The organism is Delftia sp. PE138, assembly GCF_018320755.1.
GTDB lineage: Bacteria > Pseudomonadota > Gammaproteobacteria > Burkholderiales > Burkholderiaceae_C > Comamonas > Comamonas tsuruhatensis.
In genome coordinates, this window is record NZ_JABEPN010000008.1 from 115,837 (window position 1) to 140,216 (window position 24,380).

Genomic DNA, 24,380 nt, shown 5'->3' on the forward strand with positions numbered 1-24,380 from the left:
AACAACGCGAGCAAGCGATTCAGCAATGGATCACCGAATACGGCGTTTCGCGACAGACAGCGGAATGGTACGTGGACACATACGGCGACGAGGAAGCCGCCTTCTAGGAGAAATCATGCAAGCAATTTCGGCAGCGCTGGTCAAGGCTCAGAAGGAGTTCGGCCCCGCGCTCAAGACCAGCCAAAACCCCCATTTCCGCAGCAAGTACGCGGACCTGAGTGCGTGCGTTGAAGCCGTGATCGACGGCCTCAACAACAACGGGATCATGCTGATGCAGCCGTGCCATGAAGACCCTAGCGGCGTGACCGTGGAAACGCTGTTCATCCACGAATCTGGCGAGCAAATCAGCGCTGGGAAGCTGCATGTCCCGGCGTCCAAGCAGGACCCCCAAGGCTACGGCTCGGCACTGACTTACGCGCGCCGGTACGGGCTGATGGCGGCATGCGGCATCGCACCGGAAGACGATGACGGCAACGCTGCATCCAAAAAGCCCGCGCCGCGTCACAAGCCAACTGATGGCGCCCTCGTGTCTGCAGAGCGTATGGCTGTATGTGACAGCGTTGTCCGGGCCATTAATGAGCGCATGGATGCCAACGACGTGCATGGCGCCTACGGCGAGTTGGTGGGCATCACCGATCCAGAGGAGAAGACATACCTCTGGCCCAAGCTGGACTCTAAGACACGCAGCAGCCTCAAGGCACACGCCCAATCCATCAAAAACTGAAAGATCACCATGGCACGCAAGTACGAAGTAACCGCCGTCACTGGCAAATACACAGACAGCAAAGGGCAGGAAAAGAACCGCTACCTCACTATCGGCGCCGTTATCGAGGGCCGCAATGGACTGATGCTAAAGCTCGAAGCCGTGCCGGTCGGTTGGGATGGCTGGGCATATCTGAACGAGCCGAAGCCGCGCGATGGCCAGCAAAGTCCGCCTGCGCGACAAGGCCGCAACGAGTACCAAGACGCAACTGACCCTCCATTCTGACCATGGAACTCAACAGAGCCCAGCGCCGCGCGGCAAAGAAACAGCGGCGCCCTGTACTGGGTGCTGGGCACATCCAGTTGCCCATCAACATCAGATTCGGCAAGGCAGACGAGACTCAGTTGCAGCTTGTGCCGCTCGGCCTGGCCACTACGCTGATCGAAGGCACTGCCGACGAATCGACGTGGCACACGCTGACGCTGCGAATTAACTGGGGCAGGTTCTTGGCAGGCGACCACTTCCCGGACATGGAGCCTGCGATGGTGGCGGCGCAGGACGCCATGCGCTCCATCAGCGCACGCCACGACCGTGCACAGACCTGGGGAGCATCAAAGCCAGAGTACGACGCAATCTACGAGGCCCTGCGCATCTGCAATGAGATGCAGCAGCAGTGCACGCGGCGAGAGCTTCGTGACTCCTTGGAGAGGGTCTACGCGGCCAACGAGTACCACCGCAAGGTGACAGCGATCAAGAACCGGCTCGACGCCAGAGCCTGACACCCCCTCCCCGAAGCCCTCCCGGTGCATGCCGCGAGGGCTTTTTTTGGCCCAAAGGAACCCCATGCAAGCTGTTGACCTCTTCGCCGGAGCTGGCGGATTCAGCACTGGCGCCGCGCTGGCCGGCGTGCCCGTCATCTGGGCTGCAAACCACTGGCCCCTGGCTGTCCAGTACCACGCAGCGAACCATCCCGACGCGCAGCACCTGTGCCAGGACCTGCACCAGGCTGACTGGAGCCGCGTCCCAGCGCACGACCTGCTGCTGGCCTCGCCCTGCTGCCAGGGACACAGCAAAGCCCGGGGCAAGGCCAGCGGCAACCCTCAGCACGACGCCAGCCGCAGCACCGCCTGGGCCGTTGTCAGCGCAGCTGAGTTCCACCGCCCGCGCGCCGTCGTGGTTGAGAACGTGCCCGAGTTCTTAGCCTGGTCCCTGTATCCCGCCTGGCGCACAGCCATGGAGGCACTGGGCTACACGCTGTCGCCACACATCGTGGATGCCGCCGACCACGGCGTGCCACAGCACCGCGTGCGCATGTTCATCGTGGCTACACGCAGCCGCTCACCCCTGGTGCTGGATCTGCCGAAGCGCGAACACGTCCCGGCCAGTTCGTTCCTCGACTTCGAGTCCGGACGCTGGAGCCTGATCAACAAGCCTGGCCGCTCCTGCGCAACCCTCGCGCGTGTGGCTGCCGGCCGAGCCGCCCACGGAGACCGCTTCCTGGCTCCGTACTACGGCAGCGGGTCGGGCACCACTGGTCGCAGCATTCACCGCCCGCTCGGCACTGTGACGACAAAAGCGCGCTGGGCCCTGATCAATGGCGACCACATGCGCATGGTGACCGTTCCCGAAAACTGCGCGGCCATGGGATTCCCAAAGGACTACCAGCTGCCCGCGCAGATCCACCAAGCCACCCACCTGCTGGGCAATTCCGTGTGCCCACCCGTCGCCTGCGACGTGATCAGCACTCTGGCCGCCCATCTCTGACCGCCCCATGACCCCGACCCCACCCCCGACCAGCTCGCTGCTGCAGCGCGCAGGCCACGTCATCAACACCACCAAAGCGCTCTGGCGCATTGCATCCAACTGAGGAGCAACCCATGGACACAAAGACCGCATGGCAGACCCTGCGCGACTACGCAGAGGGCCGCATCGGCCACACCTACGCTGGCAGCTGCCCTGATCACGTCGAAGCCCACGACAGCCGCGACCCGGAATGCCTTGTGTGCCAGGCCCTGGAAGCTGTCGCCGGGGCAGCTCCTGCCGCTGTGGCTCCCGGCATCACGGAGTGGTACACGCTGGCCGAAATCAAGGCCAAGATCGCAAGCCACGACTACAACGCCGAATTGCTGTTGCAGCACGCAATGATATTGCTGGAGCCCATGGCAGCGCCCGCCCTGGAAGCGCCTGCAGCCCCGATCCAGCACCAGGGCATGACCATCGCCGGCAATGGCGCGGCTGAGCTTGGAAAGCTGATGCGCGACCAGCGTGATTCCCGATTGGGCGTCTACCCGGACGGCAACCCAAACTCAGGCCAGCCATGAACTGCGAAGCAACCGAATACCGCTGGCTCATGGAATGGGCCGTGTTCCTTTTGATCATCTTGGCCTTTGGCATCGCAGCGGCATACCGCTGGGCCATGGCGCCGCGCGCTGGAGAAAACCATGAATGAAACTGGATACATCGCTCCAAAAGGTCGCTATGTGCCGCCCGTGCTGTTCAACCCATACACAGGTGAGCCACGGGATGCGCGCGACATTGCGAGTGATCCGCATGGCGTGCTGATCGTTCCACCTGGCGCCATGCTGGCAGCAGCGCCCCAGGCACCTGCTGCGCCCGTGGCAGAGGATGCGCGCGATGCCGCGCTTTGGCGCGAGCATGTCGAGAAACTGGATGCGCTTATCGCTTACTGCCCAACATGCTCCCAGGGCTACATCGCAACTGCCGAGATGACGCGCGACCAGATCATTTTTGAGTGCGGCAAGACCGCCGGGCGCGCGGAAGGGAAGCGAGGAGCAGAAGCAGCACCTGCTGCGCCTGCAGTGGATGCACTGAGCCAGGCTGCACAGGATGTGCTGGCTGAACGCCGCCGCCAAATGGAGGCCGAGGGCTACAACACGGAGCACGATGACACCCATGTGATGGGAGAGATCGGCGCCCTGGCCGCTTTGTACCTGATGCCAGATGGCGCGCGCGACTGGGATACGACCAGCACCACCTACGGCGCCACGCTCGGCCAGGCCCTCCTGCCCGAGGACTGGACCATGCCGACGATGGGCGAAGACCGCCGACGCGATCTGGTGAAGGGAGTTGCCTGCGGCCTGGCTGAGCTGGAGCGCTGGGACCGAGCCTCAGCCCAGACCAATGAAAGGAATGCGACATGACCGACGAGCGAGAACTGGTCGAATCAGCGGCATGGGTTGCTGGGATGCGCGTCCTGGCCGGTGAAGCAGAGGCGCGCGCCATGGGCATGCGCGTCGTTGCAGAGGGAGAGGCGTGGCCAGAAAAGTCCATCGCTTGGTTCTGGGCCGAGACATCGGGTAAGCGGTGCCTATGGAGTGCCGCTTACCCGATGCGCGCATGGAACCCACTGCACGACGACGGCGACGCCTTTCGCCTGGCAGTGGCCCTCTGGCTCGAAATCCGAGTGTTCAACGGAAAGGCGCACGCAGGACGACAAGACCGTTTCTGGTGCACCGAGGAGTGTGGCGATGACCCCAGCGCCGCTGCACGCCGTGCCGTTGTTCGCGCTGCGGCCCGCATCGCAGCCCAGGCAGCAGCCAAGGGGGCGGCATGAGCGAAGCCATCTACGACGAGCAGATCGCGCCTCTGCTGAGGCAGGCCGGGAAGCTGTGCGAGCAGCACGGCCTGGCCATGGTGGCCGTGGTCGAGTACGACAAGGAGGCACGCGGCGAAACCCGCCTGCTGCCCGAAGGCGCCGGCCTCGCCATGTACATGCTGTCCATGCTGGCCGCCAGCGGCGCCAACATCGACCGCTATCTCATCAATGTCATCCGCTTCTGCAAAGAAGAAGGCATTTCCCTTGAACAGAGCATGTTCCTTCGGCAGTACTCGCGCCCCGCAGCGCACAAGGAGAGCTGACATGCAAATGGACTTCTGGATGGGCCTCTTCTCCGGAGCGATCTTCGGCGCTGGGTTCATGTGGCTCGTGACGCTGCCACCGCACAAGGCCCGCGGCCAGCAAGTGGAGGCGAAGCAAACCAGGCCTCTGCTGCAGCTTGTCGCCGGGTGCATGGACAACTGGCCTACAGGCTATGGCCGCGTGATCCAGGACGAGGACGGGACGGTCTGGGCGTGCGCCGGCTTGGGCTCCCGCGCGCTTTTCGTCCTGACTGAGATCGCCACCGACCGCGCCACCGCTGTGGTCACGGAAGCGAAATGGAAAGCACAGCGCGCCCAGGCGCAGCAGAAAGGACCGGCATGACAGACAAATGCAAGAAGCTGCGCGGTGGCGAATTGCTGCTGTGCAAGGAAGCCGAGTTCGCATGGAGTCAGGGATTCATCGACCACCAGACCCTGCGCAACCATGAAACCCACCAAACCCGCGAACGTCTCGCGTTGCGCAAGGGGAAGAAAAGCATGGCCCTGCCTTGCTGCCCGTTCTGTCGCGCAAACGTGGACACCGCGCCAAAGGAAGCCCCGTGACCACAGCACCAACACCCTCCGAGAAAGTCCAGCGGCTGGCGATCACACTGGAGATCGTCGGCGCCGTACCAGACATGAACTATGTGACTGTCCCTCGGCATGTTGCGCGCGACGCTTCCGTGGAGCTGCTACGCCTGCAGGCCGAGAACGAGCGCCTGCTTGCACAGGTCCACAAACTGGAGATGGACGCCCTGGACCTCGCGTCCGAGAACAGCATCCTCAAGCGCGCCGAGACGGATGAGCTGGAGGCGCGCAAGCCGCTCCCGCCAGCGCGCGTGGATGAGCTGATGGCCGAGGCCGGCTACTTGGGTGCATCCGCCGAGAGCCGCGCGGACTTCATCAACGGCCTGCGCCACGCCGAAACAGCGCACAGCATCACCGGAGGATCGTCATGACCTACGCAGAGATCATCGCAGCCTGGAACTCCCAGGCTGACCACATGAACCAGTGGGGCGCCCTGAGCGAGCAGGAGAAGGTCGAGTGGGCTTGGCGGTGCGCGCTTGAGAAGGCCGCCAAGGCATGCGACGACCTGCCAATCCCTGGCGAGTTTCTGGGCAACGGCGCGTGGCACTGGGAAAAGGGCTGCGACGCCGCTGCAGACGCCATACGAGCCATGAAGGACAAGCCATGAGCAAGCGAGCCCGCGAGCGCGGCGACAAGCGCGACAGGTGGCAAGAGCCACAGGACCAGCAACCAGAGCCCGCACCAGCGGGTTCTTTCATTTGAGGGGATGACATGGGATACACGACACGATTCACCGGCGCCCTGGCGCTCAGCCGCGCGCTGACCATGCAAGAGGCCAAGACTCTGCTGGAGTTCAACCAAAAACCAGATTTGATCCAGGGCGACAAGCCGAACAGCTATCTCCAATGGGTGCCGTCTGAAGACCTGTCGCACATCGTCTGGGACGAGGGCGAGAAGTTCTACGACTACAACGAGTGGATGAATTGGCTGATTCTCCATCTCGACGGCATCGGCATCAAGGTCAACGGCCATCTGTACTGGGCGGGGGAAGACAGAGCTGACACAGGCGAGATAGCCGTGATCGACAGCCAAATGACTGTCACACCGAACAAGAAATCCGCCATGACGCAGAAGCCGCTCACCCTGAGCAAGCTCGGTGAAATGGCCCTGGAGCAGATCACATCCTGACCAACCCCAGCCCCGCTAGTCGGGGCTTTTTCATGGAGGACTGCATGCCAATCTCCGCTCAACAAGCCGCCGTGCTGCTGGGGGTCAGCCCCCGCAAGGTGTACGGGCTCGCGGCCCCTGGTGGTCCAATCCCCTGCTACCGAATCGGCCGCAACGTGAATTTCGATGAAACAGACATCCTGGAGTACAAGCAACAATGTCGATCGTCCGTGATAAATCGCGTGGTACGTACGTCTTTGAATTTGACCGCATCATCAACGGCGGGCGTGTCCGTATTAGAAAGCGCCTTCCGAAAGTTTGGAGTGCGGCCCAAGCTGACGAATACGACCGAAAAGAGTCCGCGCGCATCTACGCGACCGCGAATGGAATTGGTACAGAGGACCGGCTGATAGAAGATGCTGTTGGCCTGTACCTGCATGAGCGCGCCAGCAACCTCAAGCAAGGCGGAAATGTTGCTCGGGAGCTTGGCCTGATCGCCTGGGCATACAGCGGAAAGCCGATGTCCGCCCTGGCAGATGTTTGTCGCGCTGTGGCTCAGAAGTCTGGCAAGTCACGGTACGGAAAGGACATGGCCCCCGCAACGATCCGCGCCCGCATCCGCTACTTGGTGGCCGCATGTAGGTATGCGTGGAAATACCACGGCTTCGGCGCCAACGACCCAGGCGCCCGGGTGATCACCCCCCAGGTGCGCAACGAACGGCGGGTGTACATCGACCGCCGAGAAATGCTCAGGATCGCGCGCAAGATCAAAAACCGCAAGGTGCGGCGCGTGATTCGCATAGCGTTCTACTCTGGCATGCGGCTGGGAGAGATCCTGTCCGCCAGAGTGGAGGGAGGACGCTGGCATCTGGACGACACCAAGAATGGCGAGCCGCGCATAGTGCCGATTCATCCCAGGGTCTGGACGGCAGCGCACAACACGTCGCGCAAGCCTGCAAAGATCACAGTGCAGTCGTACTTCAGGGAAGCGGCCCGGGCGCTCGGGCACAAGGATCTGCATTTCCACGATCTGCGGCACTCGGCGGCGTCGGAGATGATCAACAACGACATCGACCTCTACACCGTGGGGGCCGTGCTCGGACACAAGGATCAGCGGAGCACTGCGCGGTACTCCCACCTAGCCACACGGTCCCTCGATGTGGCAATCAAAAAGATAGGGCAAAAATCCCCCACCACAGAGCGAAAAAAAGCCGCTTGATACTATCGATTTGATAGCACTCAAGCGGCTTGCATTCTGGCGGAGAGGGAGGGATTCGAACCCTCGGTACGTTCGCACGTACGCCTGATTTCGAGTCAGGTACAATCGACCACTCTGCCACCTCTCCGCAGCGTCGAAGCTGAAATTATAGCCTAAAAATTCAGGCCTTCAGCAAAGTCTGTCCACCCATGTACGGGCGCAGCGCCTCGGGAATGGTCACCGAGCCGTCGGCGTTCTGGTAGTTCTCCAGCACCGCCACCAGCGTGCGGCCCACGGCCAGGCCGGAACCGTTGAGGGTGTGCACCAGCTCGTTCTTGCCCTGGGCATTCTTGAAGCGCGCCTGCAGGCGGCGGGCCTGGAAGGCCTCGCAGTTGGAGACCGAGCTGATCTCGCGGTAAGTGTTCTGCGCAGGCAGCCAGACTTCCAGGTCATAGGTCTTGGCCGAGCCAAAGCCCATGTCGCCCGTGCACAGGCTCATCACGCGGTAGGGCAGGCCCAGCTTCTGCAGCACGGCCTCGGCGTGGCCGGTCATCTCTTCCAGCGCCTCGTAGCTCTTTTCCGGGTGCACGATCTGCACCATCTCGACCTTGTCGAACTGGTGCTGGCGGATCATGCCGCGCGTGTCGCGGCCGTAGCTGCCGGCCTCCGAGCGGAAGCAGGGGCTGTGGGCCGTGAGCTTGATGGGCAGCTGGTCCTCGGCCACGACCACGTCGCGCACGAAGTTGGTCAGCGGCACCTCGGCCGTGGGAATCAGGTAGAGCGCCGCGTTGTCGGGCACGGGCTCGCCGTCCTGGCCGCCCTTCTTGGCGGCGAACAGGTCGCCCTCGAACTTGGGCAACTGGCCCGTGCCCTTGAGCGAGTCGGCATTGACGGCGTAGGGCACATAGCACTCGGTGTAGCCATGCGAGTCGGTCTGCAGGTCGATCATGAACTGCGCCAGGGCGCGGTGCAGGCGGGCGATGGGGCCCTTCATCACGGTGAAGCGCGAGCCCGACAGCTTGACGCCCATGTCGAAATCCAGGCCCAGCGGCTGACCCACGTCCACATGGTCCTTGACCTCGAAATCAAAGGTCTTGGGCGTGCCCCAGCGGCGCGCCTCCACATTGCCGCTTTCGTCCGCACCGACGGGCACGCTGTCGTGCGGAAGGTTGGGCACGGCCAGCAGCATGGCGTGCAGCTCGCCCTGGATCTGCTCCAGGCGCGTGGCCGACTGGTCCAGCTCGGTCTTGAGGCTGCCGACTTCGGCCTTGGCGGCCTCGGCCGCATCCTTCTCGCCCTTGCCCATCAGCATGCCGATCTGCTTGGACAGCTGGTTGCGCTTGGACTGCAGCTCCTCGGTCCGTGTCTGCAGGGACTTGCGCTCTGCTTCCAGGGACTGGAAGGCCTCCACGTTCAGGAAGGCCTGGGGCTTTTTGCGGGTCTCCAGCCGTGCGACGGCCGAGTCAAGGTCTTTGCGAAGAAGAAGGATATCGAGCATAGCCGGCAATTTTAGGCGGTATCGCCATGGCAGCGCCCGCCCCTGGGCGTTGGGGGTCTTGCCGCTACAGAAATCCCGCGCCGGCGCCGATACTTCCAATATGCCGCCCACAGCGGTTTGCGCACCCGGGAGCACCCATGTTTTTTGTCTTCGGTCCCAACGGACAGATGTTTCGCGGTCCCGCCGAGCGGCTGGGCCAGGTGGCGCCCGTGCGCCGCGTACAACGCCCGCAGGCCCTGCGCACGCGCTCGGCCGATGTGATGGCGGGCGACGCCGCCGCCTCGTTCCCCGCCATCCTGGCCGACCTCGCGGGCCAGCCTGCCGGCGCGCCGGAGCCCGCTCCGCGCAGCCGTGGCGCGGTCGATGCCTACCTTTCCACGGAAAAAGGCCCCAGCCAGCCACGCCAGCCCCTGCAGACCGTGGCCGACGTGATGAGCCACGAGGCCGTGACGGTGTCGCCCGAGGCCGGTGTCAACGACGCCTGGCGCGTGCTGGCCGAGCACGGCGTGGCCCAGGCCCCCGTGCTGGATGCCGGTGGCCGCGTGGTCGGGCTGCTGCTGCGTGCCGACATGGCGCCGCTGGACCTGCTGCCCGAGCCCGGTGCGATCAAGGACGCCATTGCCCTGGCGCGCCGGCCCGTGAACGAGGTCATGATCTCCCCCATACCCACGGTGGCCACCACCACCGACCTGCGCCGCGTGGCCGGCGTGCTGCTGGAGACCGGCCTGCCGGGCCTGCCCGTGACCGATGAGCAGGGCCTGCTGGCCGGTTTCATCAGCCGCACCGACATCCTGCGCGCCGTGGCCTCCGATCCGCCGCTGGATCTGTGGAGCTGAGGCTTTCGGCCCCACCATGCAAAACGGGCGCCAGGCGCCCGTTTGCTTTTTGGCCAATGTCCGCTGCGCCTGCGGTTCAGCCGCCCGTCTCGGGCTGCTTGCCCACGGAGATCTCCAGGCCCGTGGCCGCGTCGATCTTCAGACCCTTGGGCAGCGGGAACTTCACGGTCTCCTCGATGCCATCCATCTTGCGCACCGACAGCGCGCCCAGCTGGCGCAGGCGCTGGATGACCTCGTCCACCAGCACCTCGGGGGCGGAGGCGCCGGCCGTCAGGCCCACGCGCCCGGCATTGGCAAACCATTCCTCGCACAGCTCGCCCGCGTTGTCCACCATGTAGGCGGGCGTTCCCAGGCGCGCGGCCAGCTCGCGCAGGCGGTTGCTGTTGGAACTGGTGGGGCTGCCCACGACGATGAGCACATCCACCTGCGGCGCCAGCACCTTGACGGCGTCCTGGCGGTTTTGCGTGGCGTAGCAGATGTCCTGCTGCTTGGGCTCGCGCACCTGCGGAAAGCGGGCGCGGATGGCCGCCGTGATGCCGGCGGCATCGTCCACCGACAGCGTGGTCTGCGTGACCACGGCCAGCTTCTCGGTCTGGCGGGGGGCGACACGGGCCACATCGGCCTCGTCCTCGACCAGGTGGATGCCCTCGGACAGCTGGCCCATGGTGCCCTCGACCTCGGGATGCCCCTTGTGGCCGATCATCAGGAACTCGTAGCCTTCCTTGGCGAGCTTGGCCACTTCCACATGCACCTTGGTCACCAGCGGACAGGTGGCGTCGAAGATGGAGAAACCGCGCCGCCGCGCCTCTTCCTGCACCGCCCGGCTCACGCCGTGGGCGCTGAACACCAGGGTGGAGCCGGGCGGCACGTCGTCCAGCTCCTCGATGAAGATCGCTCCCTTGGCCTTGAGATCGTTGACCACGAAGGTGTTGTGCACGATCTCGTGGCGCACGTAGATGGGCGCGCCGAACTTGGCCAGCGCACGCTCCACGATCTCGATGGCGCGGTCCACGCCGGCACAGAAGCCCCGGGGCTCGGCCAGCAGGATTTCCTGGGGCGAGGTCGTATCCGGCACCTCAGAGCACCCCGATGATCTGCACTTCGAAGGTCACCGGCTGGCCGGCCAGCGGGTGGTTGAAGTCGAACAGCACGGCGCCGTCCTCGCGCACCTGCACCACGGCACCCGCGTAGCTGCCCAGGCCGTCGGGCGTGGGGAACTGCACCACGTCGCCGGGCGCGTACTGCTCGTGCGGGTCGCCCAGCTCGTTCATCAGCTTGCGCGCCACCCACTGCATCATGTCGCCGTTGCGCTCGCCGAAGGCTTCGCCGGCCGGCATCTCGAACGTGGTGCGCGTGCCTTCGGCCAGGCCCAGCAGGCGCTGCTCGACGGCGGGCGACAGCTCGCCCGCGCCCAGGGACAGCGTGGCGGGCTTGTCGTTGAAGGTGTTGATCACATCGCCTGCAGGCCCCGACAGGCGGTAGTGCAGCGTGAGAAACGAGCCGGCCTGGACCGTGGGGTGGGCCGGGGAAGAAGCGCTAGAGGTCATGGAAGTCCCGATAAACTGGCCCGTATTGTAGAAAAACATCCATGCCCCCACGCCCCGTGCAACGGTGCCCCTGCGGCGCCCCTCACCTGGCTGAACCATGGCTCTCAAAGACCTGCCCGCCCAGGCCCAGCCGCGCGAAAGGCTCGCGGCACACGGCCCCTCGGCGCTTTCCGATATCGAACTGCTGGCCATCGTGCTGCGCACCGGCATGGCCGGCAAGGGCGTGCTGCAGCTGGCCCAGGAACTGCTGCAGCTGCCCGGCCGGCCCGGCCTGTCCGGGCTGCTGCAGGCCGGACACGCCGACCTGAAGGCCATCAAGGGGCTGGGGCCTTCCAAGTGCGCACAACTCCTGGCCGTGCTCGAACTGGCGCGCCGCGCCACGGCCGAGCAACTGCGCGAGCGCCCTGCCCTGGCCTCGCCCGAGGCCGTGGCGCGCTACCTGCAGCTGCACCTGGCAGCACGCCAGCACGAGGTGTTCGCCGTGCTGTTCCTGGACAGCCAGCACCGGCTGATCGCGCTGGAGGAGATGTTCCGCGGCACGCTCACGCGCACCAGCGTCTACCCCCGGGAAGTGGTGCTGCGCGCCCTGCACCACCACGCGGGTGCCGTCATCCTGGCCCACAACCACCCCAGCGGCCATGTCCAGGCCAGCGCTGCGGACAGGGCCGTCACGCAGAGCCTGCAGGCTGCCCTGGGCCTGATGGACATCCAGGTGCTGGACCATGTGATCGTCGCGCCGGGCGCCGCGCTGTCCATGGCGGGCCAGGGGATGCTGTAGGACCCCGGCTGGGCCCGCCATGGCCGCCGGGGTGCCGAAATTGCGGTACAACCGGCGTCACCATGACTTTGAAAGCCACCAGCCTGCAGGACCTCGCGCCAGTGCGCCGCGCACTGGCCGAAGCCGCCGCCCAAGAGGCCCTGCTCCAGCAGCAGCGCGCCGAGGCGGCGCGCCGCCTCCTGGCCGAGCAAAAGCTGTTCGAGAACACCGTGGGCCCGGTGCATGCGCTCAAGTCCGCGCACGCCCGCCACCTCCATGCCCCCGAGCCCCCCGAGCCGCTGCCCCTGCAGCTGGAGCTGGACGAGCAGCGCGTGCTGCAGGAGGCCATGAGCGACGAGTTCGACGTCAGCACCCTGCTGGACACCGACGACCAGCTCAGCTTCCGGCGCCCCGGCATCGGCCTGGACGTGACGCACAAGCTGCGCGCCGGGCAGTGGAGCATCCAGCGCCAGCTGGACCTGCACGGCCTGCGCGTGGACGAGGCGCGCGAGGCGCTGGGCCAGTTCATCCGCCTGTCCCACCGCACCGGCATACGCTGCGTGCGCGTGGTGCACGGCAAGGGCCTGGGCTCGCCGGGCAAGACCCCCGTGCTCAAGGGCCGCGTGCTGCGCTGGCTGGTGCAGAAAAAGGAAGTGCTGGCCTTTGTGCAGGCCCGCCCGGCCGAAGGTGGCGCGGGCGCCCTGGTCGTCCTGCTGCAGCCAGGCAAGCGCCAGCTGTACTGAAGGCGTGGATGGCGTGAGCTGTGATGGGGTTCAGGCCGCGGCCACCGCCGCCGCCTTGCGCGCCCGCCCTATGACCAGCGCCATCACCGCCGCCACCAGGCAGGCCAGGCCGGCCGCATACAGCGCGGGCGTATAGGTCAGCAGCAAAGTGCGCGTCAGGCCCGCGCCCCAGGCAGCGGTGGCCGCGCCCAGCTGGTGGGCCGCGAAGATCCAGCCGAACACCAGCCCCACCTTCTGCGGCCCGAAATGCTGGGCCGTGAGCTTGACCGTGGGCGGCACCGTGGCGATCCAGTCCAGCCCGTAGAACATGGCGAACAGGCCCAGGCCGTAGAAGGTGAACTCCGAATGCGGCAGCCAGAACAGCGACAGGCCGCGCAGCCCGTAGTACCAGAACAGCAGCTTGCGGTTGTCGTAGCGGTCCGACAGCCAGCCCGACAGCACGGTGCCCACGAAGTCGAAGGCCCCCATCATGGCCAGCACCGACGCGGCGGGCACGGCGCCCATGCCGTTGTCGCCGCACAGCGAGATGAAGTGCGTCTGCACCAGGCCGTTGGTGGACAGGCCGCAGATGAAGAAGGTGCCCGCCAGCAGCCAGAAGGTGCGGTTGCGCGCGGCCTCGGCCAGCACCTTGAAGGGCGTGCCGAAGTTCATGGCCATGGCCGGTGGCGGCGGGGCCGAGGCATCGCCGCCAAAGGGCGCCAGGCCCAGGTCCGAAGGCCGGTCCCGCACGAACAGCAAAGCCAGCACGGCAATCAAGGCGCTGGCCACGAACACCGGCACCGTGGCCGAGCGCCAGCCCCAGTGCTCGATCATCCAGGCGGCCAGCGGCAGGAAGGCCAGCTGCCCCGTGGCCGCACTGGCCGTGAGCACGCCGATGACCAGGCCCCGCCGCGCCGCAAACCAGCGGTTGGCCACCACGGCGCCCAGCACCAGCGCCGTCAGGCCCGTGCCCATGCCCAGCAGCAGGCTCCACAGCAAAAACAAATGCCACAGCTGCGTGGCCTGCGTCACCATCGCCATGGCGCCGCCCACCAGGGCCAGGCCCATGCACATCACGGCACGCAGGCCGAAGCGCTCCATCATCACGGCCGCAAACGGCCCCAGCAGGCCGAACAGCGCAAAGCGCAGCGCCAGGCTGCTCGATATCTGCTCCGTACTCCAGCCGAACTCGCGCGACAGCGGCTGCAGCATGGCGCCCGGCAGGCCCAGCGCCGCCGACATGGTCAGCATGGTGAGGAAAGTGATGGCCGCGACCAGCCAGCCGTAGTGGATGCCGCGCCGCTGCAGCCAGCGCGCCGTGGAGTTGGAGAGCATGGGAGTCTCTTCGGGGGTTGGGAATTCGGTAGGGCCTATGCCTGCGGGCCGTCTGCAGCGTGGCCATCGCCATCGAGCAGCACCAGGCATTCGTCGATCAGCGCATGCAGGGCCGCCACGCGCTCCAGGCCCAGGCGGGCGTTGAGCTCGTTCTGTGCGGTCTTCCAGCTTTGCTTGGCCTCTTCGCGCTTGGCCTGGCCCGCGTCGGTGATGTGCACCAGGCGGCTGCGCTGGTCCTCGCCCTGGCCCATGGACACCCAGCCGGCGTCGATCAGCGGCTTGAGGTTGCGCGTCAGCGTCGAGGCGTCCATGCGCATGCGCCGCGCCAGGTCCGAGGGCCGCACCGGACTGGCGGCCAGCACGTGGCTGAGCAGCGAGTACTGGGTGATGCGCAGCCCCGTCTCGTTCAGATGGGCGTCGTACACCTGGCCCACGCTGCGCATGAGCTGGCGCACGCGGTGGTTGGTGCAGCCCTGGGGCACGGCGAGGATGTCTGGATTCACTGGCATGGCGCAGATTATTGCATATACAACTGTTGTAGATACAATAATATCCACGCCGCCATCCCAGACAGCCTGGCGCCCGCACTTTTCCCAATGAAAGAGAGACATTCCATGGACACCCGCACCCACTCCCCGGAGCAGGCCGCCCACAGCCTCACCTCCAGCGCCACCACCGGTGCCATCTCCCCTGCCCTGCAAGCCTGGCTGGACGAGGAACAGGCGGTCACCCTCCGGCTGGACGCCGGCCCCGGCGCAGGCGTGTCGCGCCCCGACCAGGTCGCAGGCCGCAGCGGGCTGGAGCTGATGCAGGCCATGCTGCGCGGCGAACTGCCCTACCCGCCCATTGCACGCACGCTGGACTTCATGCTGATTTCCGTGGGCGAAGGCAGCGCCGTCTTCCAGGGCCGCCCCGGCGCCAACCACCTCAACCCCATGGGCACGGTGCACGGCGGCTGGTTCGCCACCCTGCTGGACTCGGCGCTGGGCTGCGCCGTCCACACCTGCATGCCGCCGGGCCGGGGCTACACCACGGCCGAGCTGGGCGTGAACCTGGTCAAGGCCCTGACCCCGCGCGTGCCGCGCGTGCGCGCCGAAGGCCGCGTTCTGCACTGCGGCCGCCAGCTGGCCACGGCCGAGGCGCGCCTGGTCGGCCCCGATGGCACGCTCTACGCCCACGCCACCACCACCTGCCTGGTGTTCGAGCTGCCGCCTGCGCGCTGAAGCCCGTTCGGCACAAGCAAAAAAGCCCCGTGCCAGATGCACGGGGCTTTTTTGTTGCTTGCCTGCCGGAACTTACTTCGACAGATCCAGGCGGTACTTGGACGTGCCCTTGCCCGAGCCGTCATCGGCCGCCACCAGCGAGATGTTGGCCAGGCCCGCAGCCTGTGCCACCGGCAGCGCGTTGGCGCCGGAGCTGAACACCACGTTGGCCGAGGTGGCCACCTTGGTGAAGCGCCAGCTCTTGGCCGCGCCATTGGCAGCGCGCGTGATGCTGCCGTTCTTGCGCACGTAGCCGATCACCACGTCGCGGTTGGCGTCCGGCGAGGCCCAGATGGCGCTGGAGCCGTCGAGCTTGGCGATGAAGCTCTTGCCGCTGGTGGCGCGGTAGTTGTTCGTGGCGATCACGAACTCCTGCGCGGGGTCGATGGCCTTGCCCAGGTACTGCAGGTTCTTGATGCGGCTGCCCACGGGCTGGGTCACGTCGATCTCGTACTGCACATCGGCCGTGGTGAACATGTCGAAGTTGTAGCCCGGGAAGGTGCTGATCAGCTGCTGCTCACCCGTCTTGGCCGGATCGATCTGGTTGAAGCGCTTGGCAGCGGCCTCCAGCCAGTCCTTGATGTCGGCGCCATTCACCTTCACCGCATACACGGTGTTGGGGTACAGGTACAGGTCGGCCGCGTTGTAGATGGCCAGCGGGCCCACGGCCACGTCGGTGTAGTCGGCGCCGCCCTGGAAGCCCGACTTGAACGGCGCGCTCACCGACAGCACGGGCAGCTGCGCGTACTGCGGCAGGCTGGCCTTCACATAGTCGGCCACATAGTCGCGCTGCGCCTGGTTGACGATCTGGATGGCGCCCGGGTCGCCCACATCGGCGAACAGCGTGCTCATGCGAAAGTCCGTGCTGCCGATGGGCGTCTTCACGTACTGGATGGCGGCCTGGTGCTGGCTCTCGATCAGCGGTGCCACCGTCGGGTCCACGGCCACGTAGGTGGCCTTGCCTGCGGCGTCCTTGCCGGTCTGGATATTGCGCAGCTCGCTCTTGCCCGCGCTCTTGTCCACGCTCCACTGCTTGCCGTCCCACTTGAGCGCCAGCTGGATCACGCCCAGCGCCTTGCCCCAGGAACTGGCCATCACCGACTGCACGCCGTTGATGGTGCCCGCCTTGTTGTCCACGCCCGCCTGCGTGAACGCCGGCGTGGCCGCCGTATCGGGGAACACGCCGTGCTGGTGGCCCATGACCATGGCGTCGATGCCGGCCACCTTGCTCAGGTGCAGGCCGGGGTTTTCCATCGTCGGCGAGTAGGCCGCGCCATCCAGGCCGCCGTGCAGCATGGCCACCACCACGTCGGCGCCCTTGGCGCGCATCTCGGGCAGGTACTTCTGGGCGGACTCCACGGCGCCTTCGGTGTAGAGCTTGCCCTCCAGATAGCGCTTGTCCCAGTTCATGATGCCCGGCGTGGTGAAGCCGATCACGCCGATCTTGATGGGCAGCTCCACCGCCTTGCCATCCTTGTCCTTGGCCGCGATCTTGCGCTCCAGAATCACGTAGGGCTGCACCAGCGGCTGCTTGGTCTTGCTGCTGTAGACATTCGACAGCGCCACCGGAAAGCCATTGCCCGCGCACTTGACCGACTTGTCCACGCCGTCCACGTCCAGGCCGCCGCCCAGCACCTGGTTCAGGAAGGGCAGGCCGTAGTTGAACTCATGGTTGCCCAGCGTGCCCGCATCGAAGCCCAGCGCGCCCATGGCCTTGTACATGGACAGCTGCTGCGTGCAGGGGATCTTGGCCACCTCGGCCTCGTAATCGGCCAGGGCCGTGCCCTGGATGGTGTCGCCGTTGTCCACCAGCAGCGTATTGGCAAACTCCTTGCGCGCCGCGCGCACCAGCGTGGCCGTGCGCTCGAAGCCGTAGGAGGCATCCTCGGCCAGCTTGAAATAGTCATAGCTGCGCACATTGAAGTGCAGATCCGTGGTCTCCAGCACGGCCAGCGTGGCCGTCGCGGGCTGGCTGGCCACCGGGGGCGTCGTGCTGTCGTTGCTGTCGCTGCCACCGCAGGCGGCCACCAGCGCGGCGCTGGCCAGGACGCTCAGCGCCAGGCGGCGGGACAGGAGCAGGGATTGCAATGTGGGGAGGTTGCTCAGTGGCATGTGGTTTTTGTGGGGGTGGTGAAGGGGGGGAGTGTGGTGGTGGGGGTTTACAGGGGTGTGACAGCTGGTCTGTTCTGGTCTGGTCTTGGTCAGGTGCTGTTTTTTGTCCCTGCCGGGGGGTTGTTTTTCGAGGCCGGGTTTCGGCCCGGCGGCCGACCTACTTTCCTTTGTTTCGCCAAAGGAAAGTAGGCAAAGCAAAGGCGACCCGGATGTCCGCGACCCCTTCGCTTCGCTGCGGGGCAACCTGCGTCGGGCCACCTGCGGGGTTCGCTGCGGAACTCGCTGCGTTCACTGCGTGAACTCCGCTCAGACAACCGCAGCGAGTCAGATCACGAAGCAGTCCTGTCCTTCGGCAGGACTGCAACCCCGCAGGCGGCCCGACGCAGGCGCTGACATACGGGGAGCTTGCTCGGGCCTTCGCTGCGCTCGGCCTGGTTTCTTGATACGCAGCCGTTAAACTTGCGGCAGGCCGAAAGGCTTGGTGTGTCGTAACACCAATACAGAGGTGCGGCCCCCACCTTGAAGGGGGCTTTGTCATGTCCAGATTCCTGGGGCAGATGCGTCGTCGCGCGTCCGTCTCCAACGGTTTTGGACGGGATGGGCTTACCCGCAAGGATGGCCGCACGTCTGTATACGTGTTACGAACATCCCGTCCACCCGTTGCCCGTCGTACGGTGGCGTGTGGTTCTCTTGATTCATACAGGAACCAAGACATGCACCCTCTCACCGCCGCTCAGGCGGCCCCTCCCCAACCACCTTTTCTTCCCACCTGGCGGCAGGCCATGCACGCCTCGCTGGGCCTGGTGCAGAGCACGCTGCAGCAGTTGATCGAACTGATGACCGACGATCCCGACAGGGACGACAGCGAAGTCGATGTGGACTGCGCCGTGGAGCTGGCGCTGGAGCACATCAAGCGCATGGGTGTCCAGCAGCATGCGGACCGCTATGCCTTCGAGGTGGAGTGGATCAAGGCAACGGCGGCGCTGCGGCTGGCGCAGGGCGCTTTCGGGCGGCCGGAATCACGCTTTGGCCTGCGGCTCAAGGATGCTATCCAGCAGCTGGAGATGCTGCCGGAGCTGGTGGAGTTCGTGGACCAGGACGACGGCGAGTGAACTGTGCGGCGCGCCCGTATCTCTGTGAGAAACTGGCCCGCCGAACACCCCCTTGCCTTCACCCATGGAACTGCGCCAGCTGCGCTACTTTGTCGATATCGCCAAGACCGAGCACCTGACGACATCGGCCAGAAACCTCTATGTCACGCAGTCCACGCTCTCGCATGGGCTGCGCCAGCTGGAGGAGGAGCTGGGCATGGCGCTGTTCGAGCGCATTGGCCGGGGGCTGAAGCTGTCGCAGGCCGGAGTTGTGTTCCGCAACTATGCGGAGCGCGCGCTGCATGAGGTGGAGGCCGGGCGCATGGCGCTGGCCGACCTCAGCGAGCTGCAGACCGGTACGCTGACCATCGGCGTGATTCCCACCTTCCTCAACACCCTGGTCGCCCCGGCCGTGGCGGCTTTCATGCGCGCCTACCCCAAGGTCAACGTGGTGGTGATCGAGCTGCTGGCCCCGCCCGTGGAGCAGGGATTGCTGGACGGCAGCCTGGACCTGGGCGTGAGCTTTCACCCGCCCCAGCGCGCCGAGCTGGACGCGCTGCCGCTGTTCGACGAACGCATGATGCTGCTGGTCAACCCCTCGCATCCGCTGGCCGGGCGCCGCACGCTGTCCGTCAAGTCGCTGGCCGGCGTGCCCCTGGCCCTGCTGCCGCGCACGTTCTACACGCGCAGCCTGATCGAGGACGGGCTGCGCACCGCAGGCGTCACGCCCTTGCTGCGCGCGGAAATGGGCTCGGTGGAATCGCTGATCGCGCTGTGCCGCTGGGGCGACATGGCCACCATCGTCCCCGAGCGCGCCGCCCAGCAGGCCACGGACATGGTGGCCATCCATCTGGTCGCCCCCCAGCTCATCCGCACCGCCGGCCTGCTGTGGCGCCGAGGCGCCAGCTACAGTGCGGCCGCGCGCGAGTTCGCGGCGCAACTGGCCCCCGCCACAAGAACCAACATGCCCCGCTAAAAAAACACCAGGCCGAGCGAAGCAAAGGCCCGAGCAAACTCCCCGTATGTCAGCGCCTGCGTCGGGCCGCCTGCGGGGTTGCAGTCCTGCCGAAGGACAGGACTGCTTCGTCAACTGACTCGCCGCAGTTGTCTGAACGGAGCGCGCAGCGCGCAGTGAGTTCTGCGGCGAACCCCGCAGGCGGCCCGACGCAGGTTGCCCCGCAGCGCAGCGAAGGGGTCGCGGACATCCGGGTCGCCTTTTCTTGGCCTACGTTCTTTTGGCGAAGCAAAAGAAGGTAGGTCGGCCGCCGGGCCGAGACCCGGCCTCGAAAAACCACCACCCGGCAGGGTTAAAAACGAACCCACGGCAGGAAAAACCAGCTCACTGCAAAGAAGGCCGCGCCCTCTCAGGCACCCGGGCCCCCAACGCAGCCGGCACATAAGCCGCATCAAAACTGCACCCCACCCCAAACTTGGCCTCATTCCCCACACAAGCAGCAGCAATCCCCGCAGCAGTCGGCTTCACCCCCGCCTCCACCCACTGCATCAACGCAGTCATCAAGGTGGGATAGGTCGCATCGCTGATATAGCTGTGCGTCCCCTGCCGCGTAAAGGTCTGCACCAGCCGGTCCCCGCTGCCGCCCTGCTGCATCACCGCACGAAACCGCGCATCCAGCTCCACGAAGGCCGTAGGGTCGCTGATCCACTTGGCCGAGAGGACCGGCACGCCAATCCTGCCCACGGGGTCGGTGTCATCGGCGAACTTGCGGTAGGCCGCAGGGTCGGCGCGGTAGCGCAGCACGCCGGCATTGAGCGCGGCATCGTCGGCCGAGCCCGCATAGACCGCACCCTCGTTGCCGAAGGGGCTGGCGCCGCCCGTGCGCTTGGCCGAGATGTCCTGGAAGTGCATGGTGCCCCAGTTCATGTGCGACTGGATGGCGCTTTCGGGGATCTTGATGACCTTGGTGATGGTGTCGATCTTCGCCTGCTGCGCGGCCGTGCGCTGGGCGGCGGGCTTGTCCAGCGCCAGGCATTCGTTCACGCGCAGGGCCACGTCGGCCTGGCGCATCTTGGCGTCAGCGGGCAGGCCCAGGTTGAGCGCGTACTGCGGCTCATTGGGGCGCGGGTGGTTGCCGCACAGGTACTGGTAGACCACGCGCAGATCGGTGCGGAAGTCATAGGCATGGGTGCCGCCGCCCAGCACGCCGCTGGTGAGCAGCACGCCGTCGTAGGGGCGCTCGCCCACGGTCTGCTCGTTGAACATTTCCGCGCCCTTGGCCGCCACGCCCGCACCCCAGGACTGGCCGTGCAGGATGGTGCGCTGCGGCTTGGCCACATGCTGGCGGAAGATGCCGCGCAGGCGCTCGGTGTCCTCGGCGGCGGCGCGCACTTCCACGCCGCCCTGGCGGTAGGTGGAGCCAGCCCAGGCGTAGCCTGCGCGCACCATGATGGACCAGCGCACCAGGTCTTCGGCCGCACGGGCGGCGGTGGGCGCGGCCAGGTCGGGGCCGCCGTGGGCGTGCAGCACCAGGGTGCCGTTCCACTGCGCGGGCTTGGCGATCAGGTAGTAGGCGCCCTTGGAGTCCTGCCCGGCCCAGCAGCTGACGCCCGCAGGAATCTCGGCAGGGCAGGCCGTGCTCTTGGGCGCGGTCTCGATGGAGGTGACCGGCCCGTGCAGCACGGCCGAGCCGCCGCCGCAACCGGCCAGGGCGAGCGCGGCCAGCAGCGAGGCGCTGGCGGGACGCAGGGGGAAATACGCGGATGCTTGCATGCCTTGTCTCCTGTCTTGGCTTCTTGTTGGAAGTCACCTGCCGCGCCGCGGCAAGCGGTCTCATCGGTGACTGGATGGGATTTTGTAGAGGCTTGTCCAATATTTCAAAGATTTTTAGGATATCGGCTGGATACTTTTCACATATATGGAACTGCGCCATCTCCGTTACTTCCTGGCCGTGGCCGATACCGGCCACATCACGCGCGCGGCCGAGCTGCTGGGCATGCAGCAGCCGCCGCTGTCGCAGCAGATCCGCGCGCTGGAGGAGGAACTGGGCATTGCCCTGTTCCGGCGCCACCCCAAGGGCGTGGACCTGACCGACGCGGGCCTGGAGCTGCAGGGCGAGGCCACACGGCTGCTGGCCGACTTCACCGCCATGCGCGACCGCATGCAGGCCTTTGCGCGCGGCGAGCGCGGGCGCATCCATGTGGGCTTCACCAGCTCGGCGGCGGCCCATGCCTTCACGCCCGAGGTGCTGCGCCTGTGCCGTGGCCGCCATCCCGACATTGCGCTGGATGTGAGCGAGAACAATGCCGCCGAGATCACCGAGGCCGTGCAGGCCGGGCGCATGCACTGCGGCTTTCTGCGCGTGCCGGTGGCCCGGCCCGAAGGCCTGGTGTTCGAGACGCTGCTGCAGGAGCCCGCGCTGCTGGCCATTCCCGTGGACCATAGGCTGGCGCGCGATGCATCGCGGCCCGTGGCGCTCAGGCAGCTCGATGGCGAGCGCCTGATCCTTGTGCGGCGCACGGGCGCCCCGGGGCTGTACGCGAACCTGCTGGCGCTGTGCGCCCGGCACAAGGTACAGGTGGAGGTGGCCGCCGAGGTGGAACGCATGATGACCAATGTGAACCTGGTGGCGGCGGGCGTGGGCCTGTCCATCGTGCCGGCCTCGGTGCGCGGCGCCCATCCCGAGGCCGTGGTCTACCGCGCCTTCGAGCCCGCCGTGCGGCTGAGCGCCCCGCTCACCCTGGTGCACCGCGAGGCCGGCACGGAAACCGGCGGCGCAGGACCCGCGGCCACCTTCATCGCCCTGGCGCGCGAGCTGGCGCAGCGCCACCAGGCGCCGGGCGGCTGAGGCATGCGGGCACCGCAAGGCACCGATACCGGCCGGCGCGCCCTGCTGGCGGCGGCTGCCTGCGCGCTGGCCTGGCCCGCCCAGGCATTGCCGGCCCGGCCCGCCTGGCCGGGCGCCAGCGTGCGGATCGTGGTGGCCTACCCCGCAGGCGGTGTCAGCGACATGGTGGCCCGCGCCCTGGCCGAGCAACTGGCGCAGCAATGGGGCACGGCCGTGATCGTGGACAACCGCCCCGGCGCCAGCGGCACCGTGGCGCTGGAGCTGCTGGCGCGCAGCGCGCCCGACGGCCGCACCCTGGTCTTTGCCGCCGCCACCGCCGTGGGCTTGGCCGCAGCCTCCGTGACGCCCGTGGCTGGCGTGATGCGCACGCCCATGCTGCTGGTGGGCACGCCGGCGCTGAAGGCCGCAGATTTCGAGGGCATGCTGGCCGAGGCGCGCGGCATGCCCGGCGGCATACGCTGGGCCACGACGGGCGAGGGCACGACGGGCCACGCCGTGCTGCAGCGCATAGAGCAGGCCACGCGCATTCCCATCGTGCATGTGCCCTACAAGGGCGGGGGCCAGCAGCTCAACGATGCGCTGGCCGGGCATTTCGAGCTGCTGTCCACCAATGTGGCGCCGCTGCAATTGCAGGCGCTGCGCGCGGGCCGCCTCAAGGCCCTGGCCGTGGGCGCGCCGAAGCGGCTGGCGGCCCTGCCCGATGTGCCCACGCTGGCGCAGCTGGGCCATGCGCAGGCCAACCTGGATTCGCTGTTCGGCCTGTTCGCGCCGCCGCAGATGGCGCCAGCGCTGGCCCAGCGCATCAATGCTGCGGTGGCCCAGGCGCTGCGCGCGCCGGCCATCCGCAGCCGGCTGGAGGCGGCCAGCAACCAGCCGTTCGAGGGTTCGGCCACAGAGTTCGCGCAGCAGGTGATGCGCGAGGCCGGGCGCTGACCGCCCTGCATCGCTCCCCCCGCACCACGCCCTGCACCACGCCGGACGGGCTCAGCGCGCGTACTTCTTGGCCCCGGCCACGCAGACCACGGCTGCCATGGTGACCAGCACCATGCCCCAGCTCACCTGTTCATGCAGCAGCAGGGCCGCCAGGCCCAGGCCCATGAAGGGCTGCAGCAGCTGGATCTGGCCCACGGCCGCAATGCCGCCCTGGGCCAGGCCCCGGTACCAGAACACAAAGCCGATGAGCATGCTGAACAGCGAGACATAGGCCAGGCCCAGCCATGCGGGCCGGCCCACATCGGCCAGCGATGCCGGCATGCTGAGCAGGGCGGCCGGCAGCATGACGGGTAGGGCCAGCACCAGCGACCAGCTGATGACCTGCCAGCCGCCCAGCGTGCGCGACAGACGCGCGCCCTCGGCATAGCCCAGGCCGCAGACGATGATGGCGGCCAGCATGAGCAGATCGCCGCGCAGCGAGCCCCCGGCCCCGCCCACGGCCGCATAGCCGGCCACGAAGGCCGCGCCCGCCAGCGAGAACAGCCAGAACGCCGGGCGCGGCCGCTCGCCGCCGCGCAGCACGGCGAACACGGCCGTGGACAGGGGCAGCAGGCCCACGAAGACGATGGAATGCGCCGAGGTGACGTACTGCAGCGCCAGCGCGGTCAGCAGCGGAAAGCCCACCACGCCGCCCAGCGCGCTCAGCGCCAGCGAAGGCATGTCGGCACGTGCGGGCCGGGGCTGGCGCAGCGCCAGCAGCATGGCCAGGGCCAGCAATGCCGCGATGCTGGCGCGCGCACAGGTCAGGAAGGTGGGGTCCAGGTCGGCGACCGCCACGCGGGTGGCCGGCAGCGATCCCGCAAAGATCGCCACGCCGATGAATCCGTTGATCCACCCGCTGCTTGTCTTGTCCATCAAAAAAGCTCCTTGGTTTGCAGCGGGCAGTGGGCCATTGCACGGCCGGATCTTCCATAGACAGTCCAATACAATTCAAAAGAACTGTTATGCA

General features: G+C 66.7%; 30 protein-coding genes, 1 tRNA gene and 1 pseudogene. 23 read left to right on the forward strand and 9 right to left on the reverse strand.

What is annotated here, in order from left to right:
- Positions 1–115: 115 nt before the first annotated feature.
- The 15 genes and pseudogenes from HFGMBDPB_RS23680 to HFGMBDPB_RS23745 all read left to right on the forward strand — a co-directional run bounded on the left by HFGMBDPB_RS23680 (position 116) and on the right by HFGMBDPB_RS23745 (position 7,496).
- Positions 116–724, forward strand: a complete 609-nt coding sequence (locus tag HFGMBDPB_RS23680; protein ID WP_212646419.1) for an ERF family protein — start codon at positions 116–118, stop codon at positions 722–724.
- Positions 725–733: 9 nt separating this feature from the next.
- On the forward strand, positions 734–988 hold the full coding sequence (locus tag HFGMBDPB_RS23685; protein ID WP_212646420.1) for a hypothetical protein: 255 nt from the start codon (positions 734–736) through the stop codon (positions 986–988).
- Positions 989–990: 2 nt separating this feature from the next.
- Complete coding sequence (locus tag HFGMBDPB_RS23690; RefSeq protein WP_212646421.1) at positions 991–1,482, forward strand: hypothetical protein; 492 nt, start codon at positions 991–993, stop codon at positions 1,480–1,482.
- A gap of 64 nt (positions 1,483–1,546) precedes the next feature.
- Entirely contained in the window at positions 1,547–2,467 is a 921-nt protein-coding gene (locus HFGMBDPB_RS23695; RefSeq protein ID WP_212646422.1) for a DNA cytosine methyltransferase, read from the forward strand.
- Between the two features lie 113 nt (positions 2,468–2,580).
- Positions 2,581–3,024 (forward strand): hypothetical protein, encoded by a 444-nt coding sequence (locus HFGMBDPB_RS23700; protein WP_212646423.1) that lies wholly within the window; start codon positions 2,581–2,583, stop codon positions 3,022–3,024.
- Positions 3,025–3,144: 120 nt separating this feature from the next.
- Entirely contained in the window at positions 3,145–3,864 is a 720-nt protein-coding gene (locus tag HFGMBDPB_RS23705; RefSeq protein WP_212646424.1) for a hypothetical protein, read from the forward strand.
- Positions 3,861–4,277: a hypothetical protein gene (locus HFGMBDPB_RS23710; protein WP_212646425.1), complete on the forward strand. Its 417-nt coding sequence runs from the start codon at positions 3,861–3,863 to the stop codon at positions 4,275–4,277. The genes HFGMBDPB_RS23705 and HFGMBDPB_RS23710 overlap by 4 nt, the downstream gene beginning before the upstream one ends.
- On the forward strand, positions 4,274–4,582 hold the full coding sequence (locus HFGMBDPB_RS23715; RefSeq protein WP_212646426.1) for a hypothetical protein: 309 nt from the start codon (positions 4,274–4,276) through the stop codon (positions 4,580–4,582). The genes HFGMBDPB_RS23710 and HFGMBDPB_RS23715 overlap by 4 nt, the downstream gene beginning before the upstream one ends.
- A 1-nt stretch (position 4,583) precedes the next feature.
- Positions 4,584–4,925 carry a hypothetical protein gene (locus HFGMBDPB_RS23720; protein WP_212646427.1) on the forward strand — a complete coding sequence of 114 codons (342 nt, stop codon included), beginning with the start codon at positions 4,584–4,586 and terminating at the stop codon, positions 4,923–4,925.
- Positions 4,922–5,146, forward strand: coding sequence for a hypothetical protein (locus HFGMBDPB_RS23725; RefSeq protein WP_212646428.1), 225 nt, complete (start codon positions 4,922–4,924; stop codon positions 5,144–5,146). Before HFGMBDPB_RS23720 ends, HFGMBDPB_RS23725 begins: the two co-directional genes overlap by 4 nt.
- Positions 5,143–5,541, forward strand: coding sequence for an MreC domain-containing protein (locus HFGMBDPB_RS23730; protein ID WP_212646488.1), 399 nt, complete (start codon positions 5,143–5,145; stop codon positions 5,539–5,541). Before HFGMBDPB_RS23725 ends, HFGMBDPB_RS23730 begins: the two co-directional genes overlap by 4 nt.
- Complete coding sequence (locus HFGMBDPB_RS23735; RefSeq protein ID WP_212646429.1) at positions 5,538–5,777, forward strand: hypothetical protein; 240 nt, start codon at positions 5,538–5,540, stop codon at positions 5,775–5,777. Before HFGMBDPB_RS23730 ends, HFGMBDPB_RS23735 begins: the two co-directional genes overlap by 4 nt.
- Before the next feature lie 104 nt (positions 5,778–5,881).
- Positions 5,882–6,298, forward strand: coding sequence for a hypothetical protein (locus HFGMBDPB_RS23740; RefSeq protein ID WP_212646430.1), 417 nt, complete (start codon positions 5,882–5,884; stop codon positions 6,296–6,298).
- Between the two features lie 44 nt (positions 6,299–6,342).
- Positions 6,343–6,441, forward strand: a pseudogene (locus tag HFGMBDPB_RS30095) (helix-turn-helix domain-containing protein); the annotation flags it as partial.
- Between the two features lie 53 nt (positions 6,442–6,494).
- Positions 6,495–7,496 carry a tyrosine-type recombinase/integrase gene (locus tag HFGMBDPB_RS23745; protein ID WP_212646431.1) on the forward strand — a complete coding sequence of 334 codons (1,002 nt, stop codon included), beginning with the start codon at positions 6,495–6,497 and terminating at the stop codon, positions 7,494–7,496.
- Positions 7,497–7,533: 37 nt separating this feature from the next.
- On the opposite strand, the gene HFGMBDPB_RS23750 is transcribed toward HFGMBDPB_RS23745, so the two are convergent.
- Both HFGMBDPB_RS23750 and serS read right to left on the reverse strand, forming a co-directional pair.
- Positions 7,534–7,623 (reverse strand) — tRNA-Ser (locus tag HFGMBDPB_RS23750).
- A 33-nt stretch (positions 7,624–7,656) separates the two neighbouring features.
- Positions 7,657–8,973, reverse strand: a complete 1,317-nt coding sequence (gene serS, locus HFGMBDPB_RS23755) for a serine--tRNA ligase (protein WP_016454294.1) — start codon at positions 8,971–8,973, stop codon at positions 7,657–7,659.
- A 137-nt stretch (positions 8,974–9,110) separates the two neighbouring features.
- Here serS and HFGMBDPB_RS23760 point away from each other — a divergent pair, with 137 nt between their 5' ends.
- Positions 9,111–9,809, forward strand: a complete 699-nt coding sequence (locus tag HFGMBDPB_RS23760; RefSeq protein ID WP_016450097.1) for a CBS domain-containing protein — start codon at positions 9,111–9,113, stop codon at positions 9,807–9,809.
- A gap of 76 nt (positions 9,810–9,885) precedes the next feature.
- On the opposite strand, the gene ispH is transcribed toward HFGMBDPB_RS23760, so the two are convergent.
- Together ispH and HFGMBDPB_RS23770 are read right to left on the reverse strand one after the other, a co-directional pair.
- Positions 9,886–10,884, reverse strand: coding sequence for a 4-hydroxy-3-methylbut-2-enyl diphosphate reductase (ispH, locus tag HFGMBDPB_RS23765; RefSeq protein ID WP_212646432.1), 999 nt, complete (start codon positions 10,882–10,884; stop codon positions 9,886–9,888).
- A 1-nt stretch (position 10,885) separates the two neighbouring features.
- Positions 10,886–11,356: an FKBP-type peptidyl-prolyl cis-trans isomerase gene (locus HFGMBDPB_RS23770; RefSeq protein ID WP_016450099.1), complete on the reverse strand. Its 471-nt coding sequence runs from the start codon at positions 11,354–11,356 to the stop codon at positions 10,886–10,888.
- Between the two features lie 97 nt (positions 11,357–11,453).
- Here HFGMBDPB_RS23770 and radC point away from each other — a divergent pair, with 97 nt between their 5' ends.
- Together radC and HFGMBDPB_RS23780 are read left to right on the forward strand one after the other, a co-directional pair.
- Positions 11,454–12,134, forward strand: coding sequence for a RadC family protein (gene radC, locus HFGMBDPB_RS23775; protein ID WP_016454292.1), 681 nt, complete (start codon positions 11,454–11,456; stop codon positions 12,132–12,134).
- Positions 12,135–12,196: 62 nt separating this feature from the next.
- Positions 12,197–12,856, forward strand: a complete 660-nt coding sequence (locus HFGMBDPB_RS23780) for a Smr/MutS family protein (protein ID WP_013803859.1) — start codon at positions 12,197–12,199, stop codon at positions 12,854–12,856.
- 30 nt (positions 12,857–12,886) lie between these two features.
- On the opposite strand, the gene HFGMBDPB_RS23785 is transcribed toward HFGMBDPB_RS23780, so the two are convergent.
- Positions 12,887–14,170 (reverse strand): MFS transporter, encoded by a 1,284-nt coding sequence (locus HFGMBDPB_RS23785; protein WP_012203827.1) that lies wholly within the window; start codon positions 14,168–14,170, stop codon positions 12,887–12,889.
- Positions 14,171–14,205: 35 nt separating this feature from the next.
- The gene (locus HFGMBDPB_RS23790; RefSeq protein WP_126313096.1) at positions 14,206–14,679 is read right to left on the reverse strand and encodes a MarR family winged helix-turn-helix transcriptional regulator; all 474 of its coding nucleotides are present in this window, start codon (positions 14,677–14,679) and stop codon (positions 14,206–14,208) included.
- A 105-nt stretch (positions 14,680–14,784) separates the two neighbouring features.
- On the opposite strand from HFGMBDPB_RS23790, the gene HFGMBDPB_RS23795 reads away from it, so the two are divergent.
- Positions 14,785–15,393 (forward strand): PaaI family thioesterase, encoded by a 609-nt coding sequence (locus tag HFGMBDPB_RS23795; protein ID WP_017406748.1) that lies wholly within the window; start codon positions 14,785–14,787, stop codon positions 15,391–15,393.
- 72 nt (positions 15,394–15,465) lie between these two features.
- On the opposite strand, the gene HFGMBDPB_RS23800 is transcribed toward HFGMBDPB_RS23795, so the two are convergent.
- Complete coding sequence (locus HFGMBDPB_RS23800) at positions 15,466–17,544, reverse strand: bifunctional 2',3'-cyclic-nucleotide 2'-phosphodiesterase/3'-nucleotidase (RefSeq protein WP_017406749.1); 2,079 nt, start codon at positions 17,542–17,544, stop codon at positions 15,466–15,468.
- A 713-nt stretch (positions 17,545–18,257) separates the two neighbouring features.
- Here HFGMBDPB_RS23800 and HFGMBDPB_RS23805 point away from each other — a divergent pair.
- Together HFGMBDPB_RS23805 and HFGMBDPB_RS23810 are read left to right on the forward strand one after the other, a co-directional pair.
- Entirely contained in the window at positions 18,258–18,656 is a 399-nt protein-coding gene (locus tag HFGMBDPB_RS23805) for a hypothetical protein (RefSeq protein WP_212646433.1), read from the forward strand.
- A 64-nt stretch (positions 18,657–18,720) separates the two neighbouring features.
- Positions 18,721–19,611, forward strand: coding sequence for a LysR substrate-binding domain-containing protein (locus HFGMBDPB_RS23810; RefSeq protein WP_016450106.1), 891 nt, complete (start codon positions 18,721–18,723; stop codon positions 19,609–19,611).
- Between the two features lie 363 nt (positions 19,612–19,974).
- On the opposite strand, the gene HFGMBDPB_RS23815 is transcribed toward HFGMBDPB_RS23810, so the two are convergent.
- Complete coding sequence (locus tag HFGMBDPB_RS23815; protein ID WP_212646434.1) at positions 19,975–21,363, reverse strand: hypothetical protein; 1,389 nt, start codon at positions 21,361–21,363, stop codon at positions 19,975–19,977.
- A 145-nt stretch (positions 21,364–21,508) separates the two neighbouring features.
- Here HFGMBDPB_RS23815 and HFGMBDPB_RS23820 point away from each other — a divergent pair, with 145 nt between their 5' ends.
- Positions 21,509–22,438 (forward strand): LysR family transcriptional regulator, encoded by a 930-nt coding sequence (locus HFGMBDPB_RS23820; RefSeq protein WP_012203818.1) that lies wholly within the window; start codon positions 21,509–21,511, stop codon positions 22,436–22,438.
- A gap of 3 nt (positions 22,439–22,441) precedes the next feature.
- Positions 22,442–23,371: a tripartite tricarboxylate transporter substrate binding protein gene (locus tag HFGMBDPB_RS23825; RefSeq protein WP_203399880.1), complete on the forward strand. Its 930-nt coding sequence runs from the start codon at positions 22,442–22,444 to the stop codon at positions 23,369–23,371.
- A 51-nt stretch (positions 23,372–23,422) separates the two neighbouring features.
- On the opposite strand, the gene HFGMBDPB_RS23830 is transcribed toward HFGMBDPB_RS23825, so the two are convergent.
- The gene (locus HFGMBDPB_RS23830) at positions 23,423–24,286 is read right to left on the reverse strand and encodes a DMT family transporter (protein ID WP_012203816.1); all 864 of its coding nucleotides are present in this window, start codon (positions 24,284–24,286) and stop codon (positions 23,423–23,425) included.
- Positions 24,287–24,380: the final 94 nt, after the last annotated feature.

Bases quoted from the DNA above. Each gene is read 5' to 3' on its own strand.
- HFGMBDPB_RS23760 (WP_016450097.1), top strand. From the start codon at position 9,111: ATGTTTTTTGTCTTCGGTCCCAACGGACAGATGTTTCGCGGTCCCGCC.
- HFGMBDPB_RS23690 (WP_212646421.1), top strand. From the start codon at position 991: ATGGAACTCAACAGAGCCCAGCGCCGCGCGGCAAAGAAACAGCGGCGC.
- HFGMBDPB_RS23740 (WP_212646430.1), top strand. From the start codon at position 5,882: ATGGGATACACGACACGATTCACCGGCGCCCTGGCGCTCAGCCGCGCG.
- serS (WP_016454294.1), bottom strand. From the start codon at position 8,973: ATGCTCGATATCCTTCTTCTTCGCAAAGACCTTGACTCGGCCGTCGCA.
- HFGMBDPB_RS23700 (WP_212646423.1), top strand. From the start codon at position 2,581: ATGGACACAAAGACCGCATGGCAGACCCTGCGCGACTACGCAGAGGGC.
- HFGMBDPB_RS23710 (WP_212646425.1), top strand. From the start codon at position 3,861: ATGACCGACGAGCGAGAACTGGTCGAATCAGCGGCATGGGTTGCTGGG.
- HFGMBDPB_RS23720 (WP_212646427.1), top strand. From the start codon at position 4,584: ATGCAAATGGACTTCTGGATGGGCCTCTTCTCCGGAGCGATCTTCGGC.
- HFGMBDPB_RS23820 (WP_012203818.1), top strand. From the start codon at position 21,509: ATGGAACTGCGCCATCTCCGTTACTTCCTGGCCGTGGCCGATACCGGC.
- HFGMBDPB_RS23695 (WP_212646422.1), top strand. From the start codon at position 1,547: ATGCAAGCTGTTGACCTCTTCGCCGGAGCTGGCGGATTCAGCACTGGC.
- HFGMBDPB_RS23795 (WP_017406748.1), top strand. From the start codon at position 14,785: ATGGACACCCGCACCCACTCCCCGGAGCAGGCCGCCCACAGCCTCACC.
- HFGMBDPB_RS23715 (WP_212646426.1), top strand. From the start codon at position 4,274: ATGAGCGAAGCCATCTACGACGAGCAGATCGCGCCTCTGCTGAGGCAG.
- HFGMBDPB_RS23810 (WP_016450106.1), top strand. From the start codon at position 18,721: ATGGAACTGCGCCAGCTGCGCTACTTTGTCGATATCGCCAAGACCGAG.
- HFGMBDPB_RS23800 (WP_017406749.1), bottom strand. From the start codon at position 17,544: ATGCCACTGAGCAACCTCCCCACATTGCAATCCCTGCTCCTGTCCCGC.
- HFGMBDPB_RS23780 (WP_013803859.1), top strand. From the start codon at position 12,197: ATGACTTTGAAAGCCACCAGCCTGCAGGACCTCGCGCCAGTGCGCCGC.
- radC (WP_016454292.1), top strand. From the start codon at position 11,454: ATGGCTCTCAAAGACCTGCCCGCCCAGGCCCAGCCGCGCGAAAGGCTC.
- HFGMBDPB_RS23725 (WP_212646428.1), top strand. From the start codon at position 4,922: ATGACAGACAAATGCAAGAAGCTGCGCGGTGGCGAATTGCTGCTGTGC.
- HFGMBDPB_RS23805 (WP_212646433.1), top strand. From the start codon at position 18,258: ATGCACCCTCTCACCGCCGCTCAGGCGGCCCCTCCCCAACCACCTTTT.
- HFGMBDPB_RS23815 (WP_212646434.1), bottom strand. From the start codon at position 21,363: ATGCAAGCATCCGCGTATTTCCCCCTGCGTCCCGCCAGCGCCTCGCTG.
- HFGMBDPB_RS23685 (WP_212646420.1), top strand. From the start codon at position 734: ATGGCACGCAAGTACGAAGTAACCGCCGTCACTGGCAAATACACAGAC.
- HFGMBDPB_RS23735 (WP_212646429.1), top strand. From the start codon at position 5,538: ATGACCTACGCAGAGATCATCGCAGCCTGGAACTCCCAGGCTGACCAC.
- HFGMBDPB_RS23745 (WP_212646431.1), top strand. From the start codon at position 6,495: ATGTCGATCGTCCGTGATAAATCGCGTGGTACGTACGTCTTTGAATTT.
- HFGMBDPB_RS23680 (WP_212646419.1), top strand. From the start codon at position 116: ATGCAAGCAATTTCGGCAGCGCTGGTCAAGGCTCAGAAGGAGTTCGGC.
- HFGMBDPB_RS23830 (WP_012203816.1), bottom strand. From the start codon at position 24,286: ATGGACAAGACAAGCAGCGGGTGGATCAACGGATTCATCGGCGTGGCG.
- HFGMBDPB_RS23770 (WP_016450099.1), bottom strand. From the start codon at position 11,356: ATGACCTCTAGCGCTTCTTCCCCGGCCCACCCCACGGTCCAGGCCGGC.
- HFGMBDPB_RS23785 (WP_012203827.1), bottom strand. From the start codon at position 14,170: ATGCTCTCCAACTCCACGGCGCGCTGGCTGCAGCGGCGCGGCATCCAC.
- HFGMBDPB_RS23705 (WP_212646424.1), top strand. From the start codon at position 3,145: ATGAATGAAACTGGATACATCGCTCCAAAAGGTCGCTATGTGCCGCCC.
- HFGMBDPB_RS23790 (WP_126313096.1), bottom strand. From the start codon at position 14,679: ATGCCAGTGAATCCAGACATCCTCGCCGTGCCCCAGGGCTGCACCAAC.
- HFGMBDPB_RS23825 (WP_203399880.1), top strand. From the start codon at position 22,442: ATGCGGGCACCGCAAGGCACCGATACCGGCCGGCGCGCCCTGCTGGCG.